At 55.2% G+C, this 22,851-nt stretch carries 22 protein-coding genes; 12 read left to right on the top strand and 10 right to left on the bottom strand.

What is annotated here, in order from left to right; translation table 11 throughout:
* Positions 1-53 precede the first annotated feature (53 nt).
* The 3 genes from F3J28_RS08500 to F3J28_RS08490 all read left to right on the top strand — a co-directional run bounded on the left by F3J28_RS08500 (position 54) and on the right by F3J28_RS08490 (position 3,238).
* Positions 54-1,244: a diguanylate phosphodiesterase gene (locus F3J28_RS08500; protein ID WP_166874964.1), complete on the top strand. Its 1,191-nt coding sequence runs from the start codon at positions 54-56 to the stop codon at positions 1,242-1,244.
* A gap of 129 nt (positions 1,245-1,373) precedes the next feature.
* The gene (locus F3J28_RS08495; protein WP_166874961.1) at positions 1,374-2,102 is read left to right on the top strand and encodes a MerR family transcriptional regulator; all 729 of its coding nucleotides are present in this window, start codon (positions 1,374-1,376) and stop codon (positions 2,100-2,102) included.
* Between the two features lie 386 nt (positions 2,103-2,488).
* On the top strand, positions 2,489-3,238 hold the full coding sequence (locus F3J28_RS08490) for an SDR family oxidoreductase (protein WP_039306177.1): 750 nt from the start codon (positions 2,489-2,491) through the stop codon (positions 3,236-3,238).
* Positions 3,239-3,333: 95 nt separating this feature from the next.
* On the opposite strand, the gene F3J28_RS08485 is transcribed toward F3J28_RS08490, so the two are convergent.
* Together F3J28_RS08485 and yeaG are read right to left on the bottom strand one after the other, a co-directional pair.
* On the bottom strand, positions 3,334-4,617 hold the full coding sequence (locus F3J28_RS08485) for a YeaH/YhbH family protein (RefSeq protein ID WP_039302141.1): 1,284 nt from the start codon (positions 4,615-4,617) through the stop codon (positions 3,334-3,336).
* Positions 4,618-4,688: 71 nt separating this feature from the next.
* On the bottom strand, positions 4,689-6,623 hold the full coding sequence (gene yeaG, locus F3J28_RS08480; protein ID WP_008456669.1) for a protein kinase YeaG: 1,935 nt from the start codon (positions 6,621-6,623) through the stop codon (positions 4,689-4,691).
* Between the two features lie 424 nt (positions 6,624-7,047).
* Between yeaG and F3J28_RS08475 the strand changes: the two genes are divergently transcribed.
* On the top strand, positions 7,048-7,794 hold the full coding sequence (locus F3J28_RS08475; RefSeq protein WP_166865198.1) for a MipA/OmpV family protein: 747 nt from the start codon (positions 7,048-7,050) through the stop codon (positions 7,792-7,794).
* Between the two features lie 98 nt (positions 7,795-7,892).
* Here F3J28_RS08475 and F3J28_RS08470 read toward each other — a convergent pair whose 3' ends face one another.
* Positions 7,893-8,783 carry a D-hexose-6-phosphate mutarotase gene (locus tag F3J28_RS08470; protein ID WP_166874958.1) on the bottom strand — a complete coding sequence of 297 codons (891 nt, stop codon included), beginning with the start codon at positions 8,781-8,783 and terminating at the stop codon, positions 7,893-7,895.
* An 83-nt stretch (positions 8,784-8,866) separates the two neighbouring features.
* Positions 8,867-9,862 carry a glyceraldehyde-3-phosphate dehydrogenase gene (gene gapA, locus F3J28_RS08465; protein ID WP_008456666.1) on the bottom strand — a complete coding sequence of 332 codons (996 nt, stop codon included), beginning with the start codon at positions 9,860-9,862 and terminating at the stop codon, positions 8,867-8,869.
* A 344-nt stretch (positions 9,863-10,206) separates the two neighbouring features.
* On the opposite strand from gapA, the gene msrB reads away from it, so the two are divergent.
* Together msrB and F3J28_RS08455 are read left to right on the top strand one after the other, a co-directional pair.
* Positions 10,207-10,620 (top strand): peptide-methionine (R)-S-oxide reductase MsrB, encoded by a 414-nt coding sequence (gene msrB, locus F3J28_RS08460; protein WP_008456665.1) that lies wholly within the window; start codon positions 10,207-10,209, stop codon positions 10,618-10,620.
* Positions 10,621-10,659: 39 nt separating this feature from the next.
* Positions 10,660-10,941, top strand: a complete 282-nt coding sequence (locus tag F3J28_RS08455; protein WP_008456664.1) for a YeaC family protein — start codon at positions 10,660-10,662, stop codon at positions 10,939-10,941.
* 48 nt (positions 10,942-10,989) lie between these two features.
* On the opposite strand, the gene chiD is transcribed toward F3J28_RS08455, so the two are convergent.
* The 4 genes from chiD to sppA all read right to left on the bottom strand — a co-directional run bounded on the left by chiD (position 10,990) and on the right by sppA (position 16,079).
* The gene (gene chiD, locus F3J28_RS08450) at positions 10,990-12,264 is read right to left on the bottom strand and encodes a chitinase ChiD (RefSeq protein ID WP_166874955.1); all 1,275 of its coding nucleotides are present in this window, start codon (positions 12,262-12,264) and stop codon (positions 10,990-10,992) included.
* Positions 12,265-12,469: 205 nt separating this feature from the next.
* Complete coding sequence (pncA, locus tag F3J28_RS08445; RefSeq protein WP_166874951.1) at positions 12,470-13,105, bottom strand: bifunctional nicotinamidase/pyrazinamidase; 636 nt, start codon at positions 13,103-13,105, stop codon at positions 12,470-12,472.
* 9 nt (positions 13,106-13,114) lie between these two features.
* Positions 13,115-14,131: an asparaginase gene (gene ansA / locus F3J28_RS08440; RefSeq protein WP_008456661.1), complete on the bottom strand. Its 1,017-nt coding sequence runs from the start codon at positions 14,129-14,131 to the stop codon at positions 13,115-13,117.
* 97 nt (positions 14,132-14,228) lie between these two features.
* Positions 14,229-16,079 (bottom strand): signal peptide peptidase SppA, encoded by a 1,851-nt coding sequence (gene sppA / locus F3J28_RS08435; RefSeq protein ID WP_166874948.1) that lies wholly within the window; start codon positions 16,077-16,079, stop codon positions 14,229-14,231.
* Between the two features lie 232 nt (positions 16,080-16,311).
* On the opposite strand from sppA, the gene F3J28_RS08430 reads away from it, so the two are divergent.
* A complete protein-coding gene (locus tag F3J28_RS08430; RefSeq protein ID WP_166874945.1) occupies positions 16,312-16,863 on the top strand; it encodes an NAD(P)H nitroreductase in 552 nt (183 codons plus the stop codon).
* 44 nt (positions 16,864-16,907) lie between these two features.
* Here F3J28_RS08430 and phoC read toward each other — a convergent pair whose 3' ends face one another.
* Positions 16,908-17,657, bottom strand: a complete 750-nt coding sequence (gene phoC, locus F3J28_RS08425) for an acid phosphatase PhoC (RefSeq protein WP_166874942.1) — start codon at positions 17,655-17,657, stop codon at positions 16,908-16,910.
* A gap of 230 nt (positions 17,658-17,887) precedes the next feature.
* Between phoC and selD the strand changes: the two genes are divergently transcribed.
* The 3 genes from selD to F3J28_RS08410 are packed head-to-tail and all read left to right on the top strand — an operon-like array spanning position 17,888 to position 21,128.
* Entirely contained in the window at positions 17,888-18,928 is a 1,041-nt protein-coding gene (gene selD, locus F3J28_RS08420; RefSeq protein ID WP_166874939.1) for a selenide, water dikinase SelD, read from the top strand.
* Positions 18,929-18,931: 3 nt separating this feature from the next.
* Positions 18,932-20,926 carry a DNA topoisomerase III gene (locus F3J28_RS08415; protein WP_166874936.1) on the top strand — a complete coding sequence of 665 codons (1,995 nt, stop codon included), beginning with the start codon at positions 18,932-18,934 and terminating at the stop codon, positions 20,924-20,926.
* Positions 20,883-21,128 (top strand): YnjH family protein, encoded by a 246-nt coding sequence (locus tag F3J28_RS08410; protein ID WP_286178059.1) that lies wholly within the window; start codon positions 20,883-20,885, stop codon positions 21,126-21,128. The genes F3J28_RS08415 and F3J28_RS08410 overlap by 44 nt, the downstream gene beginning before the upstream one ends.
* On the opposite strand, the gene F3J28_RS08405 is transcribed toward F3J28_RS08410, so the two are convergent.
* Positions 21,094-21,504 (bottom strand): pyrimidine (deoxy)nucleoside triphosphate diphosphatase, encoded by a 411-nt coding sequence (locus F3J28_RS08405; RefSeq protein ID WP_166874933.1) that lies wholly within the window; start codon positions 21,502-21,504, stop codon positions 21,094-21,096. The two genes, F3J28_RS08410 and F3J28_RS08405, sit on opposite strands and share 35 nt — an antisense overlap.
* Positions 21,505-21,574: 70 nt before the next feature.
* On the opposite strand from F3J28_RS08405, the gene F3J28_RS08400 reads away from it, so the two are divergent.
* Together F3J28_RS08400 and F3J28_RS08395 are read left to right on the top strand one after the other, a co-directional pair.
* Positions 21,575-22,141 carry a carboxymuconolactone decarboxylase family protein gene (locus F3J28_RS08400; RefSeq protein WP_166874930.1) on the top strand — a complete coding sequence of 189 codons (567 nt, stop codon included), beginning with the start codon at positions 21,575-21,577 and terminating at the stop codon, positions 22,139-22,141.
* The gene (locus F3J28_RS08395) at positions 22,142-22,768 is read left to right on the top strand and encodes a CDP-alcohol phosphatidyltransferase family protein (RefSeq protein WP_166874928.1); all 627 of its coding nucleotides are present in this window, start codon (positions 22,142-22,144) and stop codon (positions 22,766-22,768) included.
* Positions 22,769-22,851 lie beyond the last annotated feature (83 nt).

The raw sequence follows: 22,851 nt of genomic DNA, 5'->3' as shown, positions 1-22,851 counted from the left end.
GTCAGGGCGGGGATCTGTTAAGTTACTCCCTTAACCTTTCGCTGGAACCCGCCATGCTCACGACAGTTATTTACCGTAGCCACATCCACGCCGGCACGCCGTTTGAGGTTCTGGAGGCGATGGTTTCCGCGGCAAATGCAAAAAATATTGACGCTAATGTGACGGGGATCCTGCTATTCAACGGCAGACATTTCTTTCAACTCTTGGAAGGCCCGGAAGAGAGCGTGCAGAAGGTTTATCACGCTATTTGTAAAGACGATCGCCATCACAACATTGTTGAATTGCTCTGTGATTACGCCCCGGCCCGCCGCTTTGGGCGAGTGGGCATGGAGCTTTTTGATTTAAGAGAGCACGATAAAAACGATGTCTTGCAGGTCGTTCTGGAAAAAGGGACTAGCCGATATCAACTGGCTTACGATGACCGGGCCTTGAGTTTTTTCCGGACCTTCATCGAATCGACGGAAAAAGAGAACTATTTTGAGATCCCTCCGGGTGATGCGTGGGAATTTATTCTCGATGCGCCGGCTCATTCGGTATCAAGTCCACAAACGCTGCATGAAAAGATAGTTTTTCAACCGATTGTTGACCCAATGGCTCGTACTGTCGCGGCAGTAGAGGTGTTAGCCACGGACGCTAATTCAGCGCCGGAGGAAGGGGGCGATGTTTACCTGGCTGAACTGCTGAACGCGAAGGCCGCTTTCACCGCAGCATGCGCCGCTAATATTGGCGTGCAAACTCTATGCATCAATCTGCTGCCGATGACGCTGGCTATGATGCCTGACGCCGTGGAACAACTGCTGGCGGATATTGAGGCGAACGGGTTTGTTCCCGAGCAGGTGGTTATTGAGTTTACCGAAAGCGAAATCATGCCGCAGATGGATGCGTTTACCGACGCTATCAGGCAGCTTAAATCGGCCGGTATCAAGCTTGCGATTGATGATTTTGGCGTCGGCTTTGCCGGGCTACAGCTGCTGGCACAGTTTCAGCCTGAGAGGCTTAAAATTAATCAGGCGCTGATTCGGGGGATTCATAAAAGTGGGCCACAGCAGGCGATTATCCAGGCCATAATCAAATGCTGCGCCTCGCTTGAGATCGCGGTTTCAGCCACGGGTATTGAGCAACCGGAAGAATGGATGTGGCTCGAGGCTGCCGGTATTTCTCATTTTCAGGGGGATTTGTTTGCTAAACCCTGTGGCCACGGAGATTTCTGTATTGCCTGGCCGGAGCGTAAAGCAGAGCTGTGATATTTGCCGCAGGTCGTGTCTCAAAGGGATCAGATTTCACTTGTACAACTCGTAAAAAAATTGTACACATTGAACAGATTGACTGATGTTTCAATGGAGACGTGGGATCTGTGTACGGGGAGGGACACTATGGCCTATTACACTATCGGTGATGTAGCAGAGCGATGTGGCATCAACCCGGTCACCCTGCGTGCCTGGCAGCGCCGTTACGGCTTGCTGAAGCCCCAGCGAAGCGAGGGGGGGCATCGACAGTTTGATGATGCGGATATCCAGCGCATCGAAGAAATCAAATACTGGATGAGCAAAGGCGTTTCAGTAGGCAAAGTAAAAGCCCTGCTGGAGCGTAACCATGTGCCCGAAGAGCAGCTGTGGTTGACGCTGCAAGAAGAAATGATGCTTCTGGTCAGGAAAGTTAATCCGACAAAGCTGCGTGAGAAAATTATTTCTCTGAGCCGGGAGCACAGTGCTGACCTGCTAATTGATAACCTCTTACTCCCTGTAAGGCAAAAACTTAGCCAGGATGAATCCACGGCTTTGTTGATGCGCAGCCTGCTGGATGGCGTGTTGATCCGCCATTGCGCCCAAAGTCTGGCAGAGGTGCAGAGCCAGAGTGGCGAAGAAATCCTGCTGATTGGCTGGCAGACTGACGATCGGGCTGCGTTATGGCTGGAAGCATGGCGTTTGTCCCGCAGAGGCCTGAGCGTGAACGTATTTGCCGAGCCGGTGGAAACCTTGCGTCCGGAGCTTTTTCCTGGGCAGCATATTTTTCTATGGACGGGAAAAGCATTACTGGCCGCCCAGCAAGAACAGATCCTCCACTGGAAGCAGTGGGGATACGACATTGAACTCCATCAATAAGCAGGCGTCAGCCTGATTCAGGCTATTCCCCCGTTTTCTATAAAAAGCCGGTGAAGCGCCGGTTTTAAGCTTTTCCTTATCCGCTGCAAACCGATCCGTTTCAGGTACACCTCTCAACGTGGGATAGCCTTAAAAACATCCAAAACGCCTTCTCCAAATGTTGAAGGCTTGTCATTTCGCGCACCCTATCCGGTTTTGCCGGGCCCGCCATAACGCGTTTATCCATCAATAAGTTAATTAAAAAGCAAGAAACAGAGTTTTTATGGCATAGCCTGGACATAGGCTTACGGATAAGCCGCTGAAATCAAACGGCGACACGCATCAAGAAAATGAACAGAAAGATTTAAAATGAGTTTCGGAATCTCATTAATGAAATGGGGAAAGTGATGAAATTACTTGAAGGTAAAGTCGCTGTGATTACTGGCGCCTCGGAAGGTATTGGACGGGCTGTTGCTATTTTGTTTGCTCAGCATGGCGCTTCGTTGATTCTGAATGCGAGGAGTCAGGCACCGCTGGATGCGCTGGCGGCGGAGCTTCGTTCCGTTGGCAGTGATGTCAGGATTTTTGTCGGGGACGCAGGCGAAGAGAAAACGCATGCTTCAATCGCCGCCCTGGCTGCTGATGCATTCGGCGGTATCGATATTGCGGTCAATAATGCCGGTACAACGGGCGCTATCCGTCCACTGGCAGAGATCGCCCCTGACGAATGGCAGCATACGCTGACCGTTAACCTGACAGCGGGTTATCTCGGTGCCCGGAGCCAGATCCCGTTGATGCTCAAACGAGGTGGGGGTTCTCTTATTTTTATCTCCAGCTTCGTCGGTACCAGCGTAGGTCTGCCGGGAATGGCCGCATATGCGGCGGCTAAGGCCGGGCTGATGGGGCTGGTGAAGGGGCTTACCGCAGATTATGCCGGGCAAGGCATCCGTGCCAATGCCTTACTGCCTGGAGGAACGGAAACCCGAATGGCTGGTGATGAGCATCAGAAAGCCTGGGCTGCGGGGCTACATGCGTTGAAACGTCTGGCACAGCCGGAAGAGATAGCCAGCGCGGCACTGTTTCTGGCGAGTAATATGTCGAGTTTTGTGGCTGGTTCAGCCCTGTTTGCCGACGGGGGAAATGCTGCGGTTAAATAGAAAGCCGTTTGAACATTGACTTTAGAAATGCATGAGCCTGTTGCCAATTGAATCCGTTTGGCAACAGGTTTTTATCTTATAACATACTGATTTTATTAGCTATGAGAGTCTGAAGTCTGTTTCTGGAACAGTTCCCGGAACACAGGATAAATATCATCCTGGTCGCGAATGTGCTGCATCGCGAAGTTATCGAAGGTGGCCTGCAGATTTTCGTACTCGCGCCACAGGGTCTGGTGCGCCCGGCGGGTGATTTCGATGTAGCTGTAGTAGCGCACCACCGGCAGCAGTTTTTTCGCCAGGATCTCATGACACAGCGGCGAGTCGTCTGCCCAGTTATCACCGTCCGAAGCCTGCGCGGCGTAGATGTTCCACTGCGCCGGATCGTACCGCTCCTGCACCACTTCATCCATCAGCTTCAAGGCGCTGGAAACAATGGTCCCACCGGTTTCCTGTGAGTAAAAGAACTCGTGTTCGTCCACCTCTTTCGCCTGGGTATGGTGGCGAATATAAACCACCTCCACGTTTTTATAGGTCCGGCTCAGGAACAGATAGAGCAGGATATAAAAGCGCTTGGCCATGTCTTTTGTCGCCTGGTCCATCGAACCGGAGACGTCCATCAGGCAGAACATTACCGCCTGGCTGGAAGGTTCCGGGCGTTTCTCGTAATTCTTGTAGCGGAGATCGAAGGTGTCGATAAACGGCACGCGGGCAATTTTTTCCCGCAGCTCTGCAATCTCTTTCCGCAGACGCTCCTCTTCCAGCAGCTGAGCGGGTTCGCTGCGGCTGACGGTGTCGAGGGTCTCTTCGAGTTCGTGCAGCAAGCGGCGTTTACCTGCGCTCATCGCCGTGCGCCGCGCCAGCGAGTTTTGCAGCGAGCGAACGACGCTGATGTTGGCCGGGACGCCGTTCGAGGTGAAACCGGCGCGATGGGATTTAAATTCGGTGATCTGCCGGTGCTGGTTGCGCTTCAGGTTCGGCAGCGCCAGATCCTCGAACAGTAAGTCGAGATATTCATCTTTGGAAATCTGGAAGACGAATTCATCCTGACCTTCGCCGTCCTGGCTCGCCTGACCCTGGCCGCTTCCACCGCCGCCGCCTCCGCCTTGCGGGCGCTCAATGCGATCATTTTGTACAAAGTGGTCGTTGCCGGGATGGACGCGGTGACGCAGACCACCGCGACCCTGATGAAACATCGGTTCGTTGATATCCTCAATGGGGATGGACACGGACTCGCCGCTGTCCACGTCGGTCACCGAACGCTTGTTGATGGCCCCGGAAATCGACTGTTTGATCTGCGCCTTATAGCGGCGCAAGAAGCGCTGGCGGTTGACCGCGCTCTTGTTTTTGCCGTTAAGCCGCCTGTCTATGAAGTAGGCCATAGTTCCCCCAACTGCTTATGCCAGGTGCGCAAACAGGTCACGCCGCCCGGCGTGACCTGCAGGAAACTCCCTTAAGAAGACTTACGGACCCGCAGATACCATTCACACAGCAGGCGAACCTGCTTGCGGGTGTAGCCTTTCTCCATCATCCGATCGACAAAATCATCGTGTTTCTTCTGTTCGTCGGTAGAGGTTTTGGCGTTGAACGAGATAACGGGCAGCAGCTCTTCGGTATTCGAGAACATTTTCTTCTCGATAACCGTGCGCAGCTTCTCGTAGCTGGTCCAGTTTGGGTTGCGACCATTATTATTGGCCCGGGCACGCAGCACAAAGTTGACGATTTCGTTACGGAAATCTTTCGGGTTGCTGATGCCGGCCGGTTTTTCAATTTTCTCCAGTTCCGCGTTCAGAGATTCCCGGTCAAACAGCTGGCCGGTATCCGGGTCGCGGTACTCCTGATCCTGAATCCAGAAATCAGCGTAGGTGACATACCGGTCAAAAATGTTCTGCCCGTACTCTGAGTAGGACTCGAGATAAGCGGTCTGGATCTCTTTGCCGATAAATTCCGCATATTTCGGAATCAGGTAGCCTTTCAGGTATTCCAGATATTTCTCGGCCTGATCCTGCGGGAACTGCTCGCGCTCGATTTGTTGCTCCAGCACGTAGAACAGGTGAACCGGGTTCGCCGCCACTTCAACGTGGTCAAAGTTGAACACGCGGGAGAGGATTTTAAAGGCGAAGCGCGTCGAGAGCCCGTTCATGCCTTCATCGACCCCGGCGTAGTCCCGGTATTCCTGGTAGGACTTGGCTTTCGGGTCGGTGTCTTTCAGGCTTTCCCCGTCATAGACGCGCATTTTCGAGTAGATGCTGGAGTTTTCCGGCTCTTTCAGGCGCGACAGGATGGAGAAACGAGAAAGCGTTTCCAGGGTGCCCGGGGCGCAAGGCGCGTGGGACAGTTCGCTGTGGTTGAGCAGTTTCTCGTAGATTTTGATCTCTTCCGAGATGCGCAGGCAGTAAGGCACCTTGACGATGTACACTCGGTCAAGGAAGGCCTCGTTGTTCTTGTTATTGCGGAAGGTGACCCACTCGGATTCGTTCGAGTGCGCAAGAATAATCCCGTTGAACGGCAGGGCAGAGATGCCTTCCGTGCCGTTGTAGTTGCCTTCCTGAGTGGCGGTCAGCAGCGGGTGAAGCACCTTGATCGGCGCTTTAAACATCTCCACAAATTCCATGATGCCCTGGTTGGCCCGGCACAGCGCACCGGAGTAGCCGTAAGCATCCGGGTCGTTTTGCGCGTGGTGTTCCAGTTTGCGGATATCCACTTTACCGACCAGCGCAGAAATATCCTGGTTGTTCTCATCGCCGGGTTCGGTTTTGGCAATCGCAATCTGCGCCAGAATGGACGGCCAGACTTTCACCACGCGGAATTTGGTGATGTCGCCGCCAAATTCGCTCAGGCGTTTGGCTGCCCACGGCGACATGATGGTGCCGAGGTAGCGGTTAGGGATGCCATATTCTTTTTCCAGAATGGAGGCGTCTTCCTGCGGGTTAAACAGGCACAGCGGATGGTCGTTGACCGGGCTACGCTCGCCGTTGGCGCTCAGCACGTAAATAGGTACGCGCTGCATCAAGGCTTTCAGGCGCTCGGCCAGGGAAGATTTACCGCCGCCCACCGGCCCCAGCAGATAGAGAATTTGTTTCTTCTCTTCCAGCCCCTGAGCCGCGTGTTTCAGGTAGGCCACGATCTGTTCGATAGCCTCTTCCATGCCATAAAACTCTTCAAACGCCGGGTAACGGGCAACCACCCGGTTTGAAAAGAGACGGGACAGCCGTGGCTCTGTGGCAGTGTCTACCATCACTGGCTCACCAATGGCCGTCAATAGCCGTTCTGCCGCATTCGCGTAGGCACTGCGATCTTGTTTACAGATAGCAAGAAATTCCTGCAGTGTGAACTCTTCGTCCTTGGCAGCTTCATAACGCTGGCGATAGTGATCGAATATATTCATGGCATGCCGTCCTTTCGTTTTTAGCACAGGTTAAAGAGCCGTTGGTATGTGTAATAGAGGCTCCCCGGAAGACGTCTGCTAAATGAACAGCAACCCTTGTGCCAGGTTGATACCGGGCGCTCACGCCGCCGTCTCAGCGTTTCACCTTCCTAAAATAAAGCGTAGATGGCATTTGCAAAACTTGCATACGGCCAACGCTCAATTTCAATGACATATCAATAACTCATCCTAAAAATTTCGTATTTGAGATAAGCGACAGTGTTTGCTTTCATCTGGCTGACATAAAGCTGAAAATCCGCCGTCATCTGATTGCGGGAAGCTAAAAAGTTGGTTGAAGGTTGTGACTAAGTAAATTATTTGGGATGGGAGCCAAGGGCGGTTACACTTCCTGCGCTGATTATTTGATTAAAGGACTGAAAGGATTGTGACCAAATTCAAAATTCTCGCATTAGGCGTACTGTTAGCCTCTTCCGTTACCGCTGCGCACGCAGAGGGCCCATGGTCTGTCGGTGCGGGGGCGCTGGTTTCGCCAAACCCTTACAAAGGTGACCAGAACCGCGTCTATCCGGCGCCTCTGCTGGGCTATGAAGGTGACAATTTCTACTTCCGCGGGTTCAACGCGGGTTACTACTTGTGGAATGACCAGGCCGATAAGCTGTCCGTAACTGCCTATTATTCGCCGCTGCATTTCAGGCCGAAAGACAGCAATTACGACAGCATGCGCGCGCTGGACTACCGCCATTCTACCGTGATGGCGGGCCTGTCCTGGGTGCATAACACCGACTATGGCTTCCTGCGTACCGTGCTGGCCGGGGATATCCTGAACAACAGCAACGGCATCACCTGGGACACCGCCTGGCTGTACCGCTACAACGCGGATAGCCTGACGGTCACGCCGGGGATTGGTGTCGTGTGGGACAGCAAGAATCAAAACGACTACTACTATGGCGTGAGCGGCAAGGAGTCCAACCGCAGCGGCCTGAACGAGTACGACGCGGGTAACAGCTGGTCACCGTACGTTGAGCTGTCCGTTAACTACAAGCTAAACGCAGACTGGAACGTGTTCGGTATGGGCCGCTACATGCGGTTGTCCAAAGAAGTGACCGACAGCCCAATGGTCGACAGCAACTGGACTGGTGTGCTGCTGACGGGCGTGAACTACAGCTTCTAATTGGTGCAATAAGCGCACTAAAACGGGGCGCCTGCGCCCCGTTTGCTTTTTAATGGGGCAGAGGTTGGCGGCCTTTGCCCTAAGCTGGTGAAAGTCGCTTAGCCTTTCTTCGCCAGGCTGATGGTCTGGCTCAGACGGGTAGGTTTCTCCGCACTGGCTTTCTGTTTTTTAGATGCGCAGGCGGTTTCTACGCAGACGAAGGTTTTGTAGCCGTCGTCCGGCATATCGCCCATCGAAACGGACAGCGCCGGGCCTGGGTTCCAGCCCACCACGTTGTAATGATGGTGATGAACCACGTTCAGGGTGCGCTTCAACTGGCTGGCATCATGAATGACGCTGCACTCTTCCGGCTCCAGGTAGAGACGATCGGTGCGGTCAGGGAATGTTTGTACGCCGTCGGTCAACTGGCCCGGGGCTTCATTCAGCACTTTATCGATATACGGATTACCCAGGCCGCTGACCTTCACATCTGCAATGTCGCCGACGTTGAAATAGGTGTGCAGGGCAGAGCTAGTTTCGAACTCACCGTGCGCTTCCAGCTCGATTTCACAGGTTTTGCCCAGCTTGAAGCGGGCATACAGCGTGAATTCATGCGGCCACAGTTTTAGCGTCTCGGCATTGTTATGCAGCTCAAAGGTCAGCACCACGCCGTTGGCGTCTTCATTGTGCGCGCTCAGCGTCCACGGCTGGTTGCGGGCAAAACCGTGCGCCGGCAGGCCTGGTTGCTCCGCCGGGCCAAACCACGGCCAGCAAATAGGCACACCGCCGCGCAGCGCTTTGCCTTTATGGAACGGGGTGATGTCGCTCAGCCACAGCACCTCATCTTCACCGGCAGGCTGCCAGGAGAGCAGGTGTGCGCCCTGAAGTGCGAAAGATGCCCGCACCTGCGGGTGATCAACGACGATGACGTCCAGCTCATCGTTTACGCGGCGGGTAAGCACAGGGGTAATTTGTTCGACGACCGGAAGTGCAAAAATTTTATTAATCATTTCTTTTTTCCTTAGTCCTGGCGATTTGAGGCAAAAAAAAGAGCGACCGAAGTCGCCCTTTAGGATCAGGTTCTCATCTTAACTTATTTGGAGATGTGAGCGATCAGATCCAGTACTTTGTTGGAGTAGCCAGTTTCGTTGTCGTACCAGGAAACCAGTTTCACAAAGTTGTCGTTCAGTGCGATACCAGCTTTAGCATCGAACACGGAAGTCAGTACTTCGCCGTTGAAGTCGGTAGAAACTACGTCATCTTCGGTGTAGCCCAGAACGCCTTTCATTGCGCCTTCGGAAGCAGCTTTGATTGCTTTCTTAATTTCTTCGTAAGAAGCAGCTTTTTCCAGACGAACGGTCAGGTCAACAACGGACACGTTAGGGGTAGGAACGCGGAACGCCATACCAGTCAGTTTGCCTTTCAGCTCTGGCAGTACAACGCCTACAGCTTTAGCAGCACCGGTAGAGGAAGGGATGATGTTCTGAGCTGCACCGCGGCCGCCGCGCCAGTCTTTGTGAGACGGGCCATCAACGGTTTTCTGAGTAGCGGTAGTTGCGTGAACGGTGGTCATCAGGCCTTCAACGATACCGAAGTTGTCGTTGATAACTTTAGCCAGTGGAGCCAGGCAGTTGGTGGTGCAGGATGCGTTGGAAACGATGTCCTGGCCTGCGTATTTTTCAAAGTTAGCACCGCGAACGAACATTGGGGTGTTGTCTTTGGAAGGACCAGTCAGAACAACTTTTTTCGCGCCAGCAGTGATGTGCTTACGAGCGGTTTCGTCAGTCAGGAACAGACCCGTTGCTTCAGCAACAACGTCAACGTTCACTTCGTTCCACTTCAGGTTAGCCGGGTCACGTTCTGCGGTAACACGGATAGTTTTACCGTTAACAACCAGGTTGCCGTCTTTAACTTCTACAGTACCGTTGAAACGACCGTGAGTTGAGTCGTACTTCAGCATGTAAGCCATATAGTCAGCGTCTAACAGGTCGTTGATTGCAACGATTTCGATGTCAGAACGTTCCTGAGCAGCACGGAAAACGATACGGCCGATACGACCAAAACCGTTGATACCTACTTTGATAGTCATAGTATTCCACCAGCTATTTTTTAGTGAATAAAAGGTTGGCTGTAAAATTACAAAAACCTTACGCAGCGTCAAGCGGAATCGTGTCAATCATTGCGACAAATCAATCCTGTGACCAGGGTTTGTACGACTGAACGCCTCACGCTTCCTTTTGGGCTTAAATCCAAATGGGGACGATGCGGGGGATTTTAAACGCCAGTCCCAACAATAATGTGATTCACGTCACGCTTTGTGCCGTGCCAGAATTTCAGGGCTAAGTTTAGAACAAAAAGCAGCACGGCGTTGTTAATTTTTTGTTAGAATGGTGCCGTGAGCTGTCCCAATTGAACTGACCGAGATGTACACCTATGTCTAATCAATTACCCCCTGATTCAAATAAGAAAAACCTCAGCGAAATGCAATACTACGTGACCCAGAAGCACGGCACTGAACCGCCGTATTCAGGGCGTTTACTGCATAATAAGCGTGACGGGATTTATCACTGCCTGGTGTGTGAGGCCCCGCTGTTTCTTTCGGAAACAAAATACGACTCAGGCTGCGGCTGGCCAAGCTTCTACGAGCCTGTCAGCCCCGATGCTATCCGCTATCTGACCGATAATTCCCACGGCATGGAACGCGTTGAAATCCGCTGCGGCAGCTGCGACGCGCACCTGGGCCATGTGTTCCCGGATGGCCCGCAGCCGACCGGGGAGCGGTATTGCGTTAACTCGGCCTCGCTGAGCTTCACCGACGGGCAAAATGGTGAGCAGGTTGAGGGTTGAAGAATCGATTCAGCTAATTATTCTGCGACGGGGTGCCCAATGAGCAATCTGGATGAGATGTTGAGCGTGATGACGCCGGAAATTTATCAGCGCCTGGCGACCGCGGTCGAGCTGGGAAAGTGGCCTGATGGCGTGGCGCTGACCCAGGAGCAAAAAGACAACAGCCTCCAGCTGGTGATGCTGTGGCAGGCGCGCCACAACACGGAGGCGCAGCACATGACTATCGACACCAATGGCCAGATGGTGATGAAGAGCAAGCAGCAGCTGAAAGCGGAGTTTGGCATCGAGCCTGCGCCGTTTGTAACGATGAAGCTGCAGTAAACAAAAAGGGAGACTCACTGGTCTCCCTTCGTTTTTCTGCGTTAACCGCTATTTAGCGTGATCGATGCCCAGCGACTCGGCGAGCTGTTTCGCCAGCTGGTTGTTGTCATCCGCGCCATATTCCCAGAACATCGCGCCGCCCAGCCCCTTCTCCTTGATGTATTCGGCTTTGATTTTCACCGAACGCGGGTTCTCATAGGAAATGGCAAACAGCGGTTTACCTTCAGCAGATTTCAGCGTCAGGTACGGCACCTTCGCGTCGTCATCCCACTCTTCGGTGAAGCGCTTCTGCGGGTCGTTCAGCATTTTCTTCACCAGGTCGTTGTATTTGACGTAAGTGTCTTTCGTCAGATCCACGCCCAGCGCGGTTTTAAACAGCTCCAGTTCACGCTCGCCAAAGTAGGGCTGTGTGACCGGGTTTTTCTGCGCGTCTGGTTTTGACCAGTCAATGCCCGGCTCTACGGCACGCTTAGGTACGCGGCCATAGAAGCCGATGCCGAGGTTCATCTGCTCTGGTTTCAGCCCGGCTGCGAGATAGTTATTTACTACGAAATCAGCGCTGTACTTGTCGGCTTCGGCAACGGTCGGCCATTTTTTAGAATCATAGAGATTCGAGTTGAAGTACTGCGTACCGTACGCCATGTCGTAGGTCATCAGGTTGATGTAGTTCAGCACCGGCGCAATGGCTTTCACATCAACCCAGCTTTTCGGGCTTTCGGCATTGGCCCCGACGGCAATGGTGACCAGTTTTTTGTCGCCCACGGCTTTGCGCAACTCTTTCAGCAGGGCGGTGAAATTATCCCGGTCGGCGTCCAGCTTATCCACCAGGCCCCAGGCGCCATTTACCGGGAACTCCCAGTCAAGGTCGATCCCATCCAGACCATATTTGTCCATCACTTCCTGCACGGAACGGATAAACACCGCGCGGTTTTCAGGCGTTGCTGCTGCGGCAGAGAAACCGCGAGCGCCCCAGCCACCAACGGACAGCAAAATTTTCAGCTGTGGATTCTGTTTCCGCAGTGCCGGCAGGGTTTCAAGGTCGGAGACAACTTTTGGGGAAAGATAGATTTGATGCAGTTTTGACGAATCTTTCAGCGCTTCGTTGGTTTCGCCTTTCTCGTCGTTATAAATCAGGCCAAAGGAGTAATTGAGGTGGGTAATCTGGCGAACATCAAGCTTATTGATATCCCCCCCGGGACCGGCAGTGACGTCGCCGCCGCCGTTGAAGTAACCCACGGAAAGCAAAGATTCAGCCTGCGCAACGCCGCTGCAGGCGAGCGTCACCGCGGCCACCAGCGGTAACATTTTACGTGTGAATGACATAATGATTCCTCTTTGACGGGCACAACATAAAAGCTCCCCGGCCACGCTTAACAGACGAAAACGGCGGAAAGCGAAATCAGCTAACGTGCTGAATAAATTCACTGAATATGATTATGAGAGCGCTCCCAGGTGAGGGCGAGCAAAAAAAGCGTAGATTGTGAGCGGAATCGATACAAAAGTGTGGGGCGGGCAGCCGCCCCTACAATTATTGGCAGGTAAAATCGGCGAAGGTCATTAGCGTGGCGCCTTCAACCGCCATCTCCTGGAATGCCTCGAGGCTGCTCTGGGGCCGCAGGTTCACGCCGCGACAGCCATCGGTGATGACGGTGACTTCATACCCCAGCCCCAGCGCGTCCAGCACGGTAAATTTCACGCAGAAATCCGTTGCCAGCCCCAACACCACCAGGCTGCGGATGTTGTGCTCGCGCAGCCAGGCATCCAGCTCGGTTTGCTGCCGGTGGCCGTTATCGAAAAACGCGCTGTAGCTGTCGATAGCTGGATTTTGGCCTTTATAGACGATCTTATCGACGCCGGAAGCCTTCAGCAGCGGGTGAAGTTTCGCCCCTTCGCTGTTCTGAATGCAGTGATCGGGCCACCAGGTTTGCGCCAGGCCGTTGAGCATGCCCTCAGAAAAAGATTCAGTGCCTTGCGTACTGGCGAAACTTCCATGCTTTGCCGGGTGCCAGTCTTGAGTGGCAACCACGTTTTCACCGCGGGCGTTAAACAGTTCGATAAGCTGGTTAGCGACCTCAACGGTGCTGTCACCTTCCGGGACGGCGAGCGCGCCACCGGCACAAAAATCGTTCTGCAAATCAATCAACAGCAAAGCACGTTGCGCCATTGGCGTTCCTTATTCGTCGGGGGTGAGTTCACCACGCAGGTTGCACGACATGGCATCACGGATCGCCTGGGCATCCAGACCCTGGCTCAGCAGATAGTGAAGCTTGGTTAACGTCGCTTCCACCGTCATATCAAAGCCGCTGATAACGCCAGCCTGCGCCAGCGCGTTGCCGGTCGCATAGCCGCCCATGTTCACTTTGCCGGACATACACTGCGTGAGGTTAACCACCACGATGCCGCGCGCGCTAGCTTCCTGCAACTCTTTAATGAACGCACCCTGCTGCGGGGCATTACCCACGCCGTAAGAACGCAGGATCAGCGCCTTGACCGGCTGACGCAGGAAGTTGCCCACGACGTCGGCAGAAATGCCTGGATAGATGGTGACCACGCCAATCGGCTGCGGCGTGATCGGGTGAACAATCAGCTCGCCTTCACCGTGCGGGGCCGGCGGCGTATTCAGCTTGCGGATGTGGATCCCGGCTTCCAGCAGCGGCGCAAGGTTAGGGGAGGCAAAGGCATCAAAGCCGTCGGCATGGGCCTTGGTGGTGCGGTTCCCACGATAGAGACGATTGTTGAAGAACAGCGTCACTTCGTTGATCGGGTAGTTGGCCGCCACGTACAGCGAATTAAGCAGGTTGATTTGCCCGTCAGAACGCAGCTCTGCCAGCGGGATCTGTGAACCCGTGACGATCACCGGCTTGCTGAGGTTTTCCAGCATGAACGAGAGCGCCGAGGCGGTAAACGCCATGGTGTCCGTGCCGTGGAGGATCACGAAGCCGTCATACTCGTCGTAGTGGGCTTTGATGTCGTCGGCGATGTGCTGCCAGTCTTCAGGTGTCATGTCCGAAGAGTCCATCAGCGGATCGTATTCGTGGATTGTGAAGTCCGGCATTTCCGGGCGGTGGAATTCAGGCATCATCGCCAGCTGGCGCTGGAGATGGCCGGAAACAGGAATGTAGCCGTGTTCAGAACGCTGCATCCCGATAGTACCGCCGGTGTAGGCAACGTAGATAGATTTCTTTGGCATAGTTTTGCTCGAGGCTTTCGATATTTGCGGCAGAGTATAGAGAGGATGACGGAAAAAAAAAGCCCGGTTTAACCGGGCTTTGATTCATTTGAGTAAATTAACGCACATCGCCGCAGGTGAGGCAGAAGGCGTAACGGTTTTGCGGATCGTTCATGGTGCCGAATTTGTCATTCTGGGCCTTGACCGCCAGCGCGGCATCCGCCAGTGGCGCTGGCAGGTAAGCCTGAATGGCCTGCGGCAGCGCGGCGCGTACCGAGCCGGTCATGGCGTTAAAGACCATGTCGGTGAAGGTCGCGTCATCCTGCCAGAACGCCAGATGCCAGCTTTTCAGCTTCGCCAGCTCGGCGGCTTTAGCCACGGCGTCGTCAAAGTCACCCAGGCTGTCCACCAGACCGTTGGCTTTGGCATCTTCCCCGGTCCAGACGTGGCCCTGAGCAATCTGATCGATTTGCTCTGGCGTTTTCTTACGGGACGCCGCCACCAGGCCAATAAAGCGCTTGTAGCCGTTATCGATGCTGAGCTGCATCATCTGCTGTACTTCAGGCGGCAGTTTCTTGGTCACGGCGACGTCGGCCAGCGGCGACGTTGATACGCCGTCGGTATGCACACCAATCGCGTCGAGGGTGTTTTCTACGGTGTTAATGACACCGAAAATACCAATCGAGCCGGTCAGCGTGCTTGAGTTGGCGATGATGTAGTTCGCCGGGGTGGAGATCCAGTACCCGCCGGATGCCGCCATGCCGCCCATGGAAACCACAATTGGCTTCCCGGCTTCACGCGCAGCCACAAGCTCTTCACGGATGGTTTCGGACGCAGTGACGCTGCCACCAGGGCTGTTCACGCGGAAGACGATGGCTTTCACCTTCGGATCCAGACGCGCTTCACGGATCTGCATGGCCGTAGTATCGCCGCCGACCTGGCCCGGGGTTTCTTCCCCGTCCATGATCGCGCCGTTGGCGAAGATCACCGCGATGGCATCGCCTTGCTCAGACGGTTTTTTCACGGTGTAGTCGTAAATACTGGTGTAGCTAAAGTCTTTGTTGGCTTTGCTCCAGCCGAACTGCTTCACCAGCGCTTTGTCCACAGTCGCACTACTTGCCAGCTCGTCCACGAGTTTATTGTCCAGCGCATATTTTGCGGTGTCGCCACCCAGTTTTTGCAGATTATCCAGCAGCGCCTGAGCGCCGGGGAAAGCCTGCTGAGCGGTGATCTGGCGGTTTGCCGCGATGGTGTTCAGGTAATTTTGCCACAGCTCGCCAATCCAGCGGCTGTCCGCGTCCCGCGCGGCAGGGGACATATCGTCGCGGATATACGGCTCAACCGCTGATTTATAGGTACCGACGCGGAAGACGTGCGTTGAGACCTTCAGCTTATCCAGCAGGGTTTTGTAATACAGCGCGTTGGTGGCAAACCCGTGCAGGTCAACCATGCCCTGCGGCGAGAGCCAGATTTTATTGGCAAAGCTTGCCAGGTAGTACTGACTCTGGTTGTAGCTGTCGCCCATGGCATAAACCGGCTTGCCGCCGTCGCGGAACTCGCGCAGGGCTTTACCGATGTACTGCATCGAAGGCTGGTCGGCTCCGGCGAAATCTTTCAGGTCCAGCACTATGCCGGTGATATTGCGGTCATCTTTCGCCTGACGAATGGCGTCGACGATGTCGAACAGGGAATTTTCCTGCAGACGGTCAGAACTGGCACCCACCAGCTGGCGGCCAATCACGCCCAGCTTATTGCTGACCGACGGTTTGTCCACTACCACGCCGGTGATGTCCAGCAGCAGCGCCCCGCGCGCGGGTTCTGCAGGCGTGCTTTTTACCTGCATCCAGATGCCGACCCCGACCAGGATCAGCAGGATAAGGAACAAGTTGAGAATAAATTCCCGAATAAAATTAAGCAGACGCCAGGTCCACTTAAAAAAGCCGCTAATAAATCGCCCAATGGTGCGCATGTTTTCTCCATAACCTTCAACAGGGGTATTACCCGCACGCCGCAATGAAGCTGGCTAAAGCGGCGAAAGTAAAGGCTATCCTAAAGAGAGGGCGAGGAAATGTCAGCAGGAAATCGGGGCGGCGCTGTAACAAAAACTACGGCTGTGTTAATTTTGTGAATGAAAATCATTTAACGGACTGGGGCAACCTCCGCGCTTTGCCAGTCATTTCATGTCAGTAAGGGGCTTTTAAATGGATGCACTTGAACTTTTGATTAACCGCCGCAGCGCGTCCCGCCTGGCCGAGCCGGCTCCGGCGGGTGAAGTGCTGGAAAATATTCTGCGTGCCGGGATGCGCGCGCCGGACCACGGTACGCTCCAGCCGTGGCGCTTCATTGTTATTGAAGGGGAAGGGCGCGAGCGCTTTGCTCAGCTTTTAGAGAAAGCGGCCCTTGCGGCCGGCATGGACGAAAAAAGCGTTGAAAAGGCGCGTACATCGCCGTTCCGCGCCCCGCAAATCATTGCTGTGGTCGCACATTGCGAGACTAATCATAAAGTGCCGGTGTGGGAGCAGGTGGTTTCCGCAGGCTGTGCGGTGATGGCGATGCAAATGGCGGCGGTGGCCCAGGGCTTTAACGGTATCTGGCGCAGCGGCGCGTGGACTGAAAATGATTTGGTGCGCGAAGGACTGGGTGGGCGCGAGCAGGACAAAGTGGTGGGCTTCCTTTACCTGGGCACGCCGCAGTTGAAAGCGTCGACGACCATCAGCACCCCGGATACTTCTGCGTTCGTTTCTCGCTTCTGATTGGACATTATCCTGCCGGGCGCTGACCCGGCAGGTTCCATTTCTTATTTCTTCTGCTGTTTCGCAAACTCGTCTTTCGATTTCTGCAGCTGCTGCTGGAAGGCAGCGTTGGTATGCAGCGTGGCCACTACGGCAGATCCCACGACGCGAGCGGCATCAATATCACTCTGCCAGTGGTAACCGCAAATCACCCGGCTTTGCCCCAGCTCAAACCCGCGTTTCAGGATCTCGTTCTGGCGCTGCGGGTTGATTTCCGCCAGCACCAGCGCGGTAGCCCAGCCAATTGAGGTATGCCCGGACGGATAAGAGCCATTTTTCGACAGCTTATCCTGCTCTTTGGTGTTACAGGTTGGCACACCGTAGAAGGCGAACGGGCGGATGCGCATGTACTTTTCTTTTGCGCCGCGCGTGGCGAGGTCACCGGCATCCTCAATCATGTTGGTCAGCAGCTTGTGCAGTTCCGGCGCATCTTTTTCGGTAATTGGCGAGCCAAACGCGCCGGAGAAAGCGTTAGCCACGCCGCCGCCGCTCAGGTTGGCATCTTCTTCCGCCTGTTTGCCGCGTTCAGTGGCGCGCAGCAGGCGGCCTTTCTCATACATCGCCTGATCGTTCAGGAACGCAATGCTGCCGATTTCCGGCGGCGGTGGCAGCAGCGCCAGGCTGTCAATGGCCTGGGCGTTGGTCAGGTAATAGAGATCGGGCTTGGTGGTGGCATCATTTCCCGGAGGTGCAAGGGCAAAGGCCGCAGAGGAGAACAGGCCGGCAATACAGAAAGCAATTACGCGTTTTTTCATTGTTATTCCTTACATGCGTGAGTTGTCCAGATAGTTGCTTTGATGGTTGTAACATTACTGTCATGTTTGAGTAAAAGAGCGCATCGGCAAAATGCGGCCTGGCTTCAAAAAACTTCCGCTTTGCCTGCTTAGTGAGCAACGGCACGCGAATTAGGACTGCCAGACTTACCACCAGGGCGTTTGAGCGCTACCATGTTGGGTACAGAATTTGGCAAAGAAAGGAAAAGTCCATGAAGCAAACCGTTCGTTTGACCCAGTACAGCCACGGCGCAGGATGCGGCTGCAAAATTTCCCCGAAGGTGCTGGAAACCATCCTGCACAGCGAGCAGGCGAAGTTTGTCGATCCTAATCTGCTGGTGGGGAACGAAACCCGCGACGATGCGGCGGTTTACGACCTGGGCAACGGCACCGGTATCATTAGCACCACCGATTTCTTCATGCCGATCGTGGACGATCCCTTCGACTTTGGCCGTATCGCGGCGACCAACGCCATCAGCGACATCTACGCCATGGGCGGGAAACCGATTATGGCGATCGCTATTCTCGGCTGGCCGATTAATACGCTGGCGCCCGAAATTGCTCGTGAGGTTATCGAAGGCGGGCGTTTTGTCTGCCAGCAGGCGGGGATTTCGCTCGCCGGTGGCCACTCGATTGACGCACCTGAACCGATTTTTGGCCTCGCGGTGACCGGCGTTGTGCCTACCGAGCGAGTGAAGAAAAACAGCTCTGCTGAAGCCGGCTGCAAACTGTACCTGACTAAACCGCTGGGCATTGGCGTATTGACCACCGCCGAGAAAAAATCCCTGCTGCTGCCAGAGCACAAAGGCCTGGCGGCGGAGACTATGTGCCAGCTGAACAAAGTCGGCGCGGAGTTTGCCGATATTGCGGGCGTGACCGCGATGACGGACGTGACTGGTTTTGGCCTGCTGGGCCACCTGAGCGAAATGTGCGAAGGCGCGGGCGTTCAAGCTGATGTCTGGTTTGAATGCGTGCCAAAATTACCGGGTGTGGAAAGCTACATCCAGCAGGGCTGTGTGCCCGGCGGCACCTCCCGCAACTTTGCCAGCTACGGTCAACTGATTGGCGAGATGCCAGAAGCATGGCGTAACCTGCTGTGCGACCCACAAACTTCCGGCGGCCTGCTGCTGGCGGTTCGTGCGGATGCCGAAGCCGAGGTCTTTGCGGCTGCCGAGCGGAACGGCATTAAGCTCAGCGCCATCGGTGAATTGAAAGAGGCCCGCGCTGGCCGCCCAATGATCGAGATCCGTTAATTCATGCGGCTGTTTATTGCGGAAAAACCAAGCCTTGCGCGAGCCATTGCCGACGTGCTGCCCAAGCCCCATCGTCGCGGCGATGGGTTTATTGAATGCGGCAATGGCCAGGTGGTGACCTGGTGCATTGGCCACCTGCTGGAGCAGGCGCAGCCGGACGCCTACGACGGGCGATATGCCCGCTGGAACCTCGCTGATTTGCCCATTGTGCCGGAAAAGTGGCAGCTCCAGCCTCGCCCCTCCGTGACTAAACAGCTCAACGCGATTAAAAAGCTGCTGGCTCAGGCCACCGAGGTGGTTCACGCGGGTGACCCCGATCGCGAAGGGCAGTTGCTGGTGGATGAAGTGCTGGACTATCTCCAGCTTGCCCCGGAAAAGCGCCAGCAGGTGCAGCGCTGCCTGATCAACGACCTTAACCCGCAGGCCGTGGAGCGGGCTATTTCCCGCCTGCGCGCCAACAGCGAATTTATTCCGCTTTGCGTTTCGGCGCTGGCCCGCGCCCGCGCCGACTGGCTGTACGGGATTAACATGACCCGCGCCTACACCATTCTCGGGCGCAATGCGGGCTACCAGGGCGTACTGTCCGTAGGCCGCGTCCAGACGCCGGTGCTGGGCCTGGTCGTGCGCCGCGATGAAGAGATTGAAAACTTTGTCGCCAAAGATTATTTCGAAGTAAAAGCCCACATCGTGGCGCCCGCCGACGAACGCTTTGTGGCGGTGTGGCAGCCGAGCGAGTCCTGCGAACCCCATCAGGACGAAGAAGGCCGCCTGCTGAACCGCAAGCTGGCGGAGCACGTCGTCGCGCGTATCAACGGCCACCCGGCGCTGGTCACCGCCTATAACGATAAACGGGAATCGGAAACCGCGCCGCTGCCGTTTTCGCTCTCCAGCCTGCAAATCGAGGCGGCGAAACGCTTTGGGCTGAGCGCCCAGAACGTGCTGGATATTTGCCAGAAGCTGTACGAAACCCACAAACTCATTACCTATCCGCGTTCGGATTGCCGCTATCTGCCCGAAGAGCACTTTGCCGGGCGGCATGCGGTGATGAACGCCATCAGCGTGCATCAGCCGGATTTGCTGCCGCAGCCCGCGGTGGATGCCGATCTGCGTAACCGCTGCTGGGACGATAAAAAAGTGGACGCCCACCACGCGATTATTCCTACCGCCCGCAGCGCTTCAATTTCATTAAGTGAAAATGAGGCTAAAGTTTATGGCCTGATCGCCCGTCAATACTTAATGCAGTTCTGTGCCGACGCCGTATTCCGTAAATGCACCATCGATCTGGATATCGCCGGAGGCAAATTTATCGCTAAAGCACGTTTCCTTGCCGAAGCGGGCTGGCGGGCGCTGCTGGGCAATAAAGAGCGCGATGAAGAGAACGACGGCACGCCGCTGCCGGTGGTGGCGAAAGGGGACGAACTGCTGTGCGAGCATGGCGAAGTGGTTGAACGGCAAACTCAGCCGCCGCGCCACTTTACCGATGCGACATTATTGTCAGCGATGACCGGGATTGCGCGCTTTGTGCAGGACAAAGATCTGAAAAAGATCCTGCGCGCCACGGACGGATTAGGCACCGAGGCGACGAGAGCCGGGATCATCGAACTGTTATTCAAACGCGCTTTTCTGGTCAAGAAAGGGCGCTATATTCATTCTACGGAAGCCGGGCGGGCGCTGATCCACTCGCTGCCGGAGCTGGCTGCCAGGCCGGACATGACCGCGCACTGGGAATCAACGCTGACGCAAATCAGCGAAAAGCAGTGCCGCTATCAGGACTTTATGCAGCCGCTGGTGCAAACGCTTTATGAGCTGATTCATCAGGCGCGAACCACGCCGGTGCGGCACGCATTTAAGGGCATCAAAGCCCAGGATGACGGAAAAAAAGCAAAACGTTGGGCCAAAAAAGAGGGAAGTGATGATGCCAGTAAAAAACCTGCTCGCCGCCGTCGTGGGGCTAATGATGAGTCTGCCAGCGATGGCGGTGCAGCCCCGTCAGCCTGACGTTGACGTGGTGATCCCGCCGGAAGTGTTCACCAACAGCAATCAGCCGCAGACGCCGCCCTGCAACCAGTGCTGTGTTTATGAAAACAAAAACTATTCCGAAGGGGCGGTGGTGAAAACGGAAGGCATTTTGCTGCAATGCCAGCGTGATGACAAAGTCTTAGGGACTAATCCGCTGGTCTGGCGCCGCGTGAAGCCATAAACGCTTGCAGCAGTGGGATATCCGCCGGGGCGAGGGCATAGTCAAGCGCCTCCGGCGGTTCACTCCAGACCAGCTCGCTGTGGCAATGGGCGATGGGTTCGCCGCTAAAGGCCTCAACATGCCAGGCGTGCAGATGAATCATTCTCCCACACACTTCGCGCTGATGGCTGGCCACATAGCCGCTAATTTGTGCGGCAATTCCCAGCTCTTCCTGTAGCTCCCGCGCCAGCGCCTCCGGCTGCGTTTCTCCCGCTTCTACTTTCCCGCCCGGAAACTCCCACAGGCCGGGTTGATCGCCATTTTCAGGGCGACGGGCGAGCAGAATTTTGCCTTCACGCTCGACAATAGCCGCGACAACATCAAGGTTTTTTAGCATGGGTGTCCATTCTCAGTGGGGCAGGCGTGGCATAATACCCGCCTGGAGATGCCAGCAAAAGAGTAACTGAATGATGGAAACGAAAAGCGAGCCCTGGATTGCCCCCCTTAAAACGCTGCCCAAAAGCCTGCGCCCGATTGTGGCGATGCAGGAGAAACATTTTGGCGCGGTGCTGAACCCGACCCGCTGGTGGGGGCGACTGCCGTATTTATTCTGGCTGGTGGCACTGTTTGTCGGCTTTCTGGAAAGACGTCGGGCAAAGATCGACCCGGTGACCCGTTCTCTGGTGATGACCCGTGTTTCGCAGCTTTGTAGCTGTGAATTTTGCATCGACGCCAACAGCCTGCGTCTCGCGGAGCGTAGTCAGTCGATGGATAAAGTACTGGCGGTGGCCAACTGGCAAAATGAGCCGATATTTAGCGAGAAGGAGCGGATCGCATTGGCCTACGCCGAAGCGATGACCGTCACGCCGCCACAGGTGTCCGACGAGTTAAAAAACAGGCTTAAGCAGCATTTCAACGACCAGGCGGGGACCGAACTCACCGCGCTGATTGCCTTTCAGAACCTTTCGGCTCGCTTTAACGCCGCACTGGATATTCCCTCCCAGGGTTTATGCCCGATGAAGGAAAAACGCTAGATGTTCGACAGCTACCTTCACCCACGCATCAAACCCGTGCTTAATCGCCTGGCGGCCGTGCTTGATAAGCCCGCTATCACGCCGGACAGGTTGACGCTGGCAGGGTTCGCGATTGGCGTGCTCACTTTGCCTTTTCTGGCACTGCACTGGTATGTCCCGGCGCTGGTTGCCATTGTCTTTAACCGGCTGTTTGATGGCCTGGACGGCGCGCTGGCGAGACGCAGAGGGCTAACCGATGCCGGTGGCTTCCTCGATATTACGCTGGATTTTCTTTTTTATGCCCTTGTGCCGTTTGGCTTTATTCTCGCGGACCCGGCGCAAAATGCTCTCGCAGGCGCGTGGCTGCTGTTCTCTTTCATCGGCACCGGTAGCAGCTTTCTGGCGTTTGCTGCCCTGGCGCAGAAGCACGATATTGCGAATCCAGGCTACGCCTATAAATCGTTTTATTATCTGGGGGGACTGACGGAAGGTACCGAAACTCTCCTGCTGTTTGTGCTTGGCTGCCTGTTCCCGGACGGTTTTGCCTGGCTGGCGTGGATCTTCGGTTCGCTGTGCTGGCTCACAACGTTCAACCGCATCTGGGGCGGGTATAAGACGTTAAAACGGCTGGATGACTCCGCAGATTAACCCCCTCACTCCGACCTCTCCCAGGGGGCGAGGAAGAAAACAATCCCGCTCTGGGGGAGAATACAGGTGCTATTTATCCCCTC

It is taken from the genome of Enterobacter sp. Ap-1006 (assembly GCF_011752835.1).
Lineage (GTDB): Bacteria > Pseudomonadota > Gammaproteobacteria > Enterobacterales > Enterobacteriaceae > Cedecea.
The sequence above is the reverse complement of the archived record's forward strand: the minus strand, read 5'-3'. Positions and strand labels throughout refer to the sequence as shown.